General features: G+C 72.0%; 7 protein-coding genes. 2 read left to right on the forward strand and 5 right to left on the reverse strand.

The window, feature by feature from the left end; translation table 11 throughout:
- Positions 1–109 precede the first annotated feature (109 nt).
- The 5 genes from ABZ318_RS38615 to ABZ318_RS38635 form a co-directional block, all read right to left on the reverse strand.
- On the reverse strand, positions 110–895 hold the full coding sequence (locus tag ABZ318_RS38615; RefSeq protein ID WP_356907089.1) for an ABC transporter permease: 786 nt from the start codon (positions 893–895) through the stop codon (positions 110–112).
- Complete coding sequence (locus ABZ318_RS38620) at positions 892–1,842, reverse strand: ATP-binding cassette domain-containing protein (RefSeq protein ID WP_356907095.1); 951 nt, start codon at positions 1,840–1,842, stop codon at positions 892–894. Before ABZ318_RS38620 ends, ABZ318_RS38615 begins: the two co-directional genes overlap by 4 nt.
- Before the next feature lie 93 nt (positions 1,843–1,935).
- The gene (locus tag ABZ318_RS38625; RefSeq protein WP_356907090.1) at positions 1,936–2,778 is read right to left on the reverse strand and encodes a DUF4097 family beta strand repeat-containing protein; all 843 of its coding nucleotides are present in this window, start codon (positions 2,776–2,778) and stop codon (positions 1,936–1,938) included.
- Between the two features lie 97 nt (positions 2,779–2,875).
- Positions 2,876–3,391: a toxin-antitoxin system HicB family antitoxin gene (locus ABZ318_RS38630; RefSeq protein WP_356907091.1), complete on the reverse strand. Its 516-nt coding sequence runs from the start codon at positions 3,389–3,391 to the stop codon at positions 2,876–2,878.
- 281 nt (positions 3,392–3,672) lie between these two features.
- On the reverse strand, positions 3,673–4,341 hold the full coding sequence (locus ABZ318_RS38635; RefSeq protein WP_356907092.1) for a TetR/AcrR family transcriptional regulator: 669 nt from the start codon (positions 4,339–4,341) through the stop codon (positions 3,673–3,675).
- A 58-nt stretch (positions 4,342–4,399) separates the two neighbouring features.
- Between ABZ318_RS38635 and ABZ318_RS38640 the strand changes: the two genes are divergently transcribed.
- Positions 4,400–5,848: an MFS transporter gene (locus tag ABZ318_RS38640; protein WP_356907093.1), complete on the forward strand. Its 1,449-nt coding sequence runs from the start codon at positions 4,400–4,402 to the stop codon at positions 5,846–5,848.
- Positions 5,845–6,243: a cupin gene (locus ABZ318_RS38645; RefSeq protein ID WP_356907094.1), complete on the forward strand. Its 399-nt coding sequence runs from the start codon at positions 5,845–5,847 to the stop codon at positions 6,241–6,243. Before ABZ318_RS38640 ends, ABZ318_RS38645 begins: the two co-directional genes overlap by 4 nt.
- The last annotated feature ends 123 nt before the right edge of the window (positions 6,244–6,366 follow it).

Below are 6,366 nucleotides of genomic sequence, written 5' to 3' on the forward strand. Positions count from 1 at the left end.
AGGCGCCCTTCACCGACGGACGGCGCGAGGACTTCGGACTGCACCTGGAGCTTTTCACCGTCCGACGGGCCTCTGGCAAGCTGAAGTTCCTCGCGTCGGTGTGTCCCGGTCACTTGGGGTCGCGGTTGAAGACCTTCTTGGTCCAGAGGTGGCCGAGGGCGGTCAGGGCGAGGCACCAGGCGAGGGCGAGCCAGCCGTTGTGGCCGATCTCGGTGCCCAGGAGCAGGCCGCGGAGGGTTTCGATGGCGGGGGTGAAGGGCTGGTACTGGGCGATGGGCTGGAACCAGCCGGGCATGGCGTCGATGGGGACGAAGGTGCTGGAGATGAGCGGGAGGAAGATCAGCGGGAGGGCGTTGTTGCTGGCTGCCTCGGCGTTGGGGCTGACCATGCCCATCCCGACCGCGATCCAGGTCAGTGCGAGGGCGAAGAGGACCAGCAGGCCGAAGGCGGCGAGCCATTCCAGGGCGGTGGCGTTCGTGGAGCGGAAGCCGATGGCCGCGCCGACCGCGCCGACCAGGACGACGCTGATCACGGACTGCAGGACGCTGCCGATGACGTGGCCCGTGACGATGGAGCCGCGGTGGATGGCCATGGTACGCAGGCGGGCGATGATGCCCTCGGTCATGTCGTTGGAGACGGAGACGGCGGTGCCGATGGTGGTGGAGCCGATGGTCATCAGCAGCAGGCCGGGGACGAGGTAGGCGATGTAGTCGGAGCGGTCGCCGCCGCCCAGGCCCGCGCTCATCGTGTCGCCGAAGATGTAGACGAACAGCAGCAGGAGCATGACCGGGGTGAGCAGCAGGTTCAGGGTCAGGGAGGGGTAGCGGCGGGCGTGCAGGAGGTTGCGGCGCAGCATCGTGGTGGTGTCACGGGCGGCCAGGGACAGGGTGCTCATCGGGCGGACTCCTTGGACTGGGCGGGAACGGTGGCGGTGAGGGCGAAGAAGACGTCGTCCAGGTCGGGCGTGTGCACGGTGAGTTCGTCCGCCTCGACGCCCGTGGAGTCCAGCCAGTCGAGGATGGAACGCAGTTCGCGCTGGCTTCCGTCGCTGGGCAGTTGCAGGGCCAGGGCCTCGTCGTCGTGTGCGGCGCCGGTCAGGGCGGTGGCGGCGGTGCGGTACGCGGCCGGGTCGGTGAAGCGCAGCCGCACGTGTCCGCCGGGGATCAGGCGCTTGAGTTCCTCGGCCGTGCCCTCGGCGGCGATCTTTCCGTCGTTGAGGACCGCGATGCGGTCGGCGAGCTGGTCGGCCTCCTCCAGGTACTGGGTGGTGAGGAAGACCGTCACCCCGCCGGTGACGAGCTCGCGGATGATGCCCCACATGGTGTGGCGGGAGCGGGGGTCCAGGCCGGTGGTCGGCTCGTCCAGGAAGATGATCCGCGGGCTGCCGACCAGGGTCATCGCGATGTCCAGGCGGCGCTTCATGCCGCCGGAGTAGCTGGAGGCCGGCTTCTTCGCCGCCTCCGTCAGGTCGAACCGCTGCAGGAGTTCGGCGGTCACCCGTCGGCCCTCCTGCTTCGACAGGTGGTGCAGGTCCGCCATCAGGAGCATGTTCTCCTCGCCCGTGATCAGACCGTCCACCGCCGAGAACTGCCCGGTGACGCCGATCGCGGCCCGTACCGCCTGCGCTTCGGTGGTCAGGTCGTGGCCGCCGACCCGCACCTGACCGCCGTCCGCGGTGATCAGCGTGGACAGGATCTTCACGGCCGTCGTCTTGCCGGCCCCGTTCGGGCCCAGCAGGGCGAAGACCGAGCCGGCCGGGACGGTCAGGTCGATGCCGTCCAGGACGGTCTTGTCTCCGTAGGACTTGCGCAGCCCGTACGCCGCGATCGCCGGAATGGTCATGGGCATGTCAGAAGAAGGCATGGGGCCCTCCGATCGAAGGGTGAAGGGGAAAGGGGGAGAAGGGGGGTGCGCGACCGGGCGCGCGAGGTGCGCTCAGGCCTTGGCGCGGCGGATGTCGATGTTGCCGTGGCGGGTGCGGGCGCGGAGCTCGACGGTGGCCTCCGTCTTCCCGGGGGCCTCGGACGCGGTGAGCCCGTTGCGCACCTGGCCGGAGGTCGAGTGGGCGTCGAGCCAGGCGGCCACGCCCTCGCGGATGCCCACCTCGATGGCGCCGTACGAGGTCTCCAGCTGGACGGTGCCGCTCGCCACCTCGCCGACGCGCAGGGTGCCGTGGGCGGTCGTGGCGGCGACCGAGGACTCGGCGCGGCCGATCTCGATGTCGCCGTTGGCGCCGCTCACCCGCAGGTCGCCGGTCGCGGCACCGATGGTCGTGGTGCCGTGCGAGTTCTTCAGGACGGCGGGGCCGTCGACGAGGCCGACGCGCAGGCTGCCGGAGCTCGTGGTGATCTCGGCCTTGCCCTCGACCCGGTCCACGGTGATCGAGCCGTGCGCCGCGGTCAGGTGCAGCGGGCCGGTGGTGTCGAAGCGGGCGTCGCCGGAGGAGGTCTTCACGCGGACCTCGCCGAGCCGGCCCTCGCCGAGCACCTGGGTCCAGGCGCCGATCAGGTCGATCCGCGAGCCGGCGGGCAGTTCGACCGTGACGTCGACGACGCCGGTGCGGCCGAACATGTTGGACTTCGGCGTCCTGACGGTCAGTGTGCCGCTCGCGTACGTGACCTCCGTCTGGTCCGCGGTCCGCGCGTCCAGGTCCTTCTTCGGGTTGCGCGCCCGCACCTCGACGACGGTGTCGGTGCGGTCGCCCGCGATGAACTGGATGGAACCGGCCTCCACGCGCGCCGTGGCCGAGATCGGTTCGGGGGTGTCGAAAGAAGGCATGGCTGTCCCGTCCTCTTGAGTCTTCAGGTCGTCCCCGCAGGTGGGACGTGGTGTGGGTGAGGTGGTGCGGGTGGAGCGATGGGGCCCGGGGGCGCGGCTAGCGCACCCAGCCGGTGATGCTCTGTCCGATGCTCTGGGGCCTCTCCGGCGCACGCGGCCGGGTGCCGCCGCCGACCGCGGCCGACACGGCCCGTACCAGCCAGGCGTTGACCGACAGGCCCTCGCGCGCCGCCGCCTCCTCGGCGCGGGTCTTGAGGTGGGCCGGCAGGCGCAGGTTGACGCGGGCGGTGCCGCCCTCGTCGCCCTCGGCGGGAGCCGGGGTCGGGAGCGGTTCGGTGGCGGCGTCCGGCTCCGCGGGGGCGCCGCCGGTGGGCGGGAGCGTCACCACGAAGTCGGGGTCGAGGCCCCGGAGCCGTACGTCGACCGAACCGGGGGCGAGTTCACGGGTGATCTCGTCCGTCGCGGCGGAGAGCGCGTTGAGCAGGGTCAGCCGGGCCGCCGATTCCAGGGGGGCGGTGAGCCGCTCGGCCAGCTCGCGTGCCTCCTCGCCGCCGGCTTCGGCGGCCACCGCGAGTTCGCGGCGGAGGTTCTCGACATACGGGGTGAGGTCCATGGCGTCATCATGGCACCACTATGGCGCCAGGCGCAAGTGTCGCATCGGAGACAGTAAGGCCCTCTCGATGCCTAACGGCTTTGACCTGCGGAAACTTGGTGGTGTCTCGTTGGATTGCTGTGGCGTCAGGGAGGTGCGAGCGCTGCCGATGGCGCCGATTGGTGCCATGTAGTGCCATGTGGTGCCACGTGGCGCCATGGCGTGGCGCAGGGGTCACCGGTGTCCCCCGAAGCCGTGGTGTCCGGTCGGTGGCCGGGTGCACCCCGTCGGTGGCGAGGCCGTCAGTGGCCGGCGAGAAGGCCGTCCACCAGGGCCCGGAGCCCGTCCGGGTAGGTGTCCTCGGCGGTCAGCGGCGCCCACCGGTCCGCGACCTGTGCCAAGCGGGGCAGTTCGCGCGCATCGAGATCGGCGAAGGCCTGCTCCCTGTAGGTCGCCCGGCCGTCGTCCGCGCGCCGGCGGGCCGCCGTCGCCCTGACCACGATCTCTCCGGCGGTGTAGTACCAGATCGCGCGATAGCCGTGCACGGCGCGGTCGAGGGAGAGGCCGCAGTCGACCAGGCCGTCGACGATCTGCTCGACGAACCACAGCGCGGTCGTGGACATCAGGTCGTCGGCGGTCAGTACCTCCACGATCCAGGGGCAGGCGGCGAGCGCCTCGTGGATCGCGGTGGCGGCGACGACGATCCGCTCGCGGGGGTGGGCGGGCAGTTCGGGTCGGCGCAGGGCCCGGGTGGCGTAGTCGTCGAGCAGGAGGACGAGCAACTCCTCCTTGTCCCGGACGTGGTGATAGAGCGCCATCGGCGTGCTGCCGATCTCCGTGGCCAGCCGCCGCATGGTCAGCCGGTCCACGCCTCCCTCGTCCACGATCCGGCGGGCTGTCTCGATGATCTCCCCGCGAGAGATGCGGGGAGGTCGGCCCTGGGTTCTGCGCGGTGCGGACGGCTGCGACATGCCCCCCATCATCCCCCAGGTGTCGACAACGGCGAACCTCGGCGCTAGCTTTTCTTACATGTATAGAAACTCTAGGGGGAGGCCCGGAGTGGTGCTGGCGGCAGCCGCCGTCGCCCAGTTCGTCGTCGCCCTGGACATGTCCGTGGTCAACGTCGCCTTACCCGCGATCCGCACGGCGCTGGGATTCGCGCCGCTCGACCTGTCGTGGGTCGTGCACTCGTACGCGCTCACGTTCGGCGGGTTCCTGCTGTTGGGGGGCCGTGCCTGCGACCTGTACGGCCGCCGTCGGATGTTCGTGCTGGGGCTGACCGTCTTCGGGCTGTGCTCGTTGGCGGGCGGACTGGCCCAGACGCCCTGGCAACTGATCGCCGCCCGCGCCGGGCAGGGCCTGGGCGCTGCCGCGGCCGCGCCGGCCGCGCTGGCGATGCTCACCGCCACCTTCCCCGAAGGCCCGCGCCGCGTCCGCGCGTTGGGGGTGTGGAGCGCGGTGAACGCGGCGGGCGGCGCGCTGGGCGTACTGGCGGGCGGGCTGCTGACCGAGTACGCGGGCTGGCGCTGGGTCATGCTGATCAACCTGCCCATCGTCGCGGTGGCCCTGGCGCTGGTCCTCGTGGGAGTGCCCGCCGGAGCGTCGCCCGCCCGGCGCGAGAGACTGGACGCGCCGGGCGCCGTCCTGGCGACCGGCGGAGTCGGACTGCTCGTGCTCGGTGTCGTACGCACCGACACCCTCGGCTGGGGCTCCCCGGTCACGTGGGCGACCCTCGCCGCCGCGGCCGTGCTCCTTGCCGCCTTCGTCGTCGCCGAGTCGAGAACCACCGCACCCCTGCTCCGCCTCGGCCTGCTGCGCAGCCGCTGGGTCGCCGGCGCGAACGTGCTCGTGTTCCTGGCCGCGGCCGGGCAGTTCACGGCGTTCTACTTCGTCTCCCTCTACATGCAGCAGGTCCTGGGCATGGGCGCCGCGGCGACCGGCACCGCATTCCTGCCCTTCTCCCTGGGCCTGGTCCTGGGAACCGTCGTCGCGACCCGTGTCACCGCGTCCCGCACCCCGCGGGTGTCCCTGGTGCCCGGCGCCCTGCTGGCCGCCGTGGGCCTGGCCTGGTTCGCGCTCATCAGCCCCGACGGCGGCTTCCTCACCGACGTGCTCGGCCCGTCCCTCGTCACCAGCGTCGGCGCCGGACTGGTCCTGGCTCCGGTCGCCGCCGCCGCGACCACCGGGGTCGCTCCGCGCGAGGCGGGCATGGCGTCCGGCCTGATGAACAGCTCCCGCCAACTCGGGGGATCCATCGGCCTGGCAGCCCTGACCACCCTCGCCGCGCACCACACCGGCACGGCCACCACCCCCGCCGCGCTCACCGACGGCTACGCCCTGGGCCTGGCCGTCGCCGCCGCCGTCTTCGTGCTCGCGGCGGCCGTGGCGATCGGTGTGCTGCCGCGCCACCGAGCCGTCACTCCCGTCCCGCGATCCACCGCCCCCGCAGAGAACCAGCTGGAAGGAACTCCGTCATGACCACCACCACGACCGTCGATCTGTTCGCCTCGGCGCTGCGTTTCCACCCCGACGGCGACGTCCGCGCCGTCGAGCGGCAGATGACGGGCAACGGCTCCGGCGCCTGGCAGGTCGCCACGTTCCACGTGGAGACCGACGCCGACGTCCACGCCGACCACTGGGAGATGCACCCGGAGGCCGAGGAAGCGGTGTGCTGCCTGACCGGCGGTGTCCGCCTCCACCTCCGCCCCGCCGTGCCCGGCGGCACCGAGGACGTGGTGCGGTTGCGGGCGGGCACTGCCGTGATCGTCCCCCGCGGTCGCTGGCACCGCCTGGAACTGGACGCCCCCAGCGACCTGATGTCGATCACCCTGCGCGACGGCACCCGCCTCGAAAAGCGCACCGACACCCACTGAGCGGACGGCGGCCCGGCGGATGTGCCGCCGGGCGCCCAGGTGCCCCGTCGGCGGTCGACCTTCGCACCCACGTAGTCCGCGAGCACCGAAAGCGCCGACAGGTGGTCCACCGGACCGTCGAAG

Origin of the sequence: Streptomyces sp. NPDC006197 (genome assembly GCF_040613865.1) — a bacterium.
Lineage (GTDB): Bacteria > Actinomycetota > Actinomycetes > Streptomycetales > Streptomycetaceae > Streptomyces.

Excerpts from the sequence above, each read along its gene's own strand:
- ABZ318_RS38645 (WP_356907094.1), top strand. The coding sequence starts at position 5,845 with ATGACCACCACCACGACCGTCGATCTGTTCGCCTCGGCGCTGCGTTTC.
- ABZ318_RS38625 (WP_356907090.1), bottom strand. The coding sequence starts at position 2,778 with ATGCCTTCTTTCGACACCCCCGAACCGATCTCGGCCACGGCGCGCGTG.
- ABZ318_RS38620 (WP_356907095.1), bottom strand. The coding sequence starts at position 1,842 with ATGACCATTCCGGCGATCGCGGCGTACGGGCTGCGCAAGTCCTACGGA.
- ABZ318_RS38640 (WP_356907093.1), top strand. The coding sequence starts at position 4,400 with ATGTATAGAAACTCTAGGGGGAGGCCCGGAGTGGTGCTGGCGGCAGCC.
- ABZ318_RS38630 (WP_356907091.1), bottom strand. The coding sequence starts at position 3,391 with ATGGACCTCACCCCGTATGTCGAGAACCTCCGCCGCGAACTCGCGGTG.
- ABZ318_RS38615 (WP_356907089.1), bottom strand. The coding sequence starts at position 895 with ATGAGCACCCTGTCCCTGGCCGCCCGTGACACCACCACGATGCTGCGC.
- ABZ318_RS38635 (WP_356907092.1), bottom strand. The coding sequence starts at position 4,341 with ATGTCGCAGCCGTCCGCACCGCGCAGAACCCAGGGCCGACCTCCCCGC.